The sequence below is a fragment of the Sphingobacterium bovisgrunnientis genome (assembly GCF_009829085.1).
Classification (GTDB): Bacteria; Bacteroidota; Bacteroidia; order Sphingobacteriales; family Sphingobacteriaceae; genus Sphingobacterium; species Sphingobacterium bovisgrunnientis.
The window spans coordinates 1-926 of the sequence record NZ_WUQY01000088.1 but is presented as its reverse complement, the minus strand read 5'-3'; the positions used below and the strand labels follow the sequence as shown (position 1 = coordinate 926).

2 rRNA genes are annotated in these 926 nt (G+C 50.2%); both read right to left on the bottom strand.

Going from position 1 to position 926, the window contains the following annotated elements:
* Positions 1-9: 9 nt before the first annotated feature.
* Positions 10-121, bottom strand: a 5S ribosomal RNA gene (gene rrf / locus GOQ16_RS17205).
* An 85-nt stretch (positions 122-206) separates the two neighbouring features.
* Positions 207-926 (bottom strand): 23S ribosomal RNA (locus GOQ16_RS17200); the annotation flags it as partial.

Below are 926 nucleotides of genomic sequence, written 5' to 3'. Positions count from 1 at the left end.
TTGTATAAAAAAAGGCACCGACCTACTCTCCCACCTGTTACGGCAATACCATCGGCTCGGGCGGGCTTAACTTCTCTGTTCGGAATGGGAAGAGGTGAACACCGCCGATATAGGCACCCAAAGATCTTTAATGTCTCTTTGAGACTAAATTGACATACTATTGAAAGAAAAAATAGAACTTAAGAAGAAGACAACAGTTACTATCCGCTTGGAAAGCTTCGGGCTATTAGTACTACTCAGCTTTGGTCTCTCAACCTTTACACCTGTAGCCTATCAACGTAGTCATCTACTACGACCCTATAAGGAAGTCTCATCTCGTGGCTAGTTTCGCACTTAGATGCTTTCAGCGCTTATCTATTCCCGACGTAGCTACCCAGCCGTACACCTGGCGGCATAACTGGTTCACCAGCGGTCAGTCCATCCCGGTCCTCTCGTACTAAGGACAGATCCACTCAAACTTCCAACGCCCACAACAGATAGGGACCGAACTGTCTCGCGACGTTCTGAACCCAGCTCGCGTGCCACTTTAATGGGCGAACAGCCCAACCCTTGGGACCTTCTCCAGCCCCAGGATGTGACGAGCCGACATCGAGGTGCCAAACCTCCCCGTCGATATGAGCTCTTGGGGGAGATCAGCCTGTTATCCCCAGCGTACCTTTTATCCTTTGAGCGATGGCCCTTCCATACAGAACCACCGGATCACTATGTCCGTCTTTCGACCCTGCTCGGCTTGTAGGCCTCACAGTCAAGCAAGCTTATGCCATTGCACTCCTCGTACGGTTACCAAGCGTACTGAGCTTACCTTTGAAAGCCTCCGTTACCTTTTTGGAGGCGACCACCCCAGTCAAACTACCCACCAAACAATGTCCTCCGCATAGCGGAGTTAGAAACCGAATACAGAAAGGGCGGTATTTCAAGGTTGTATC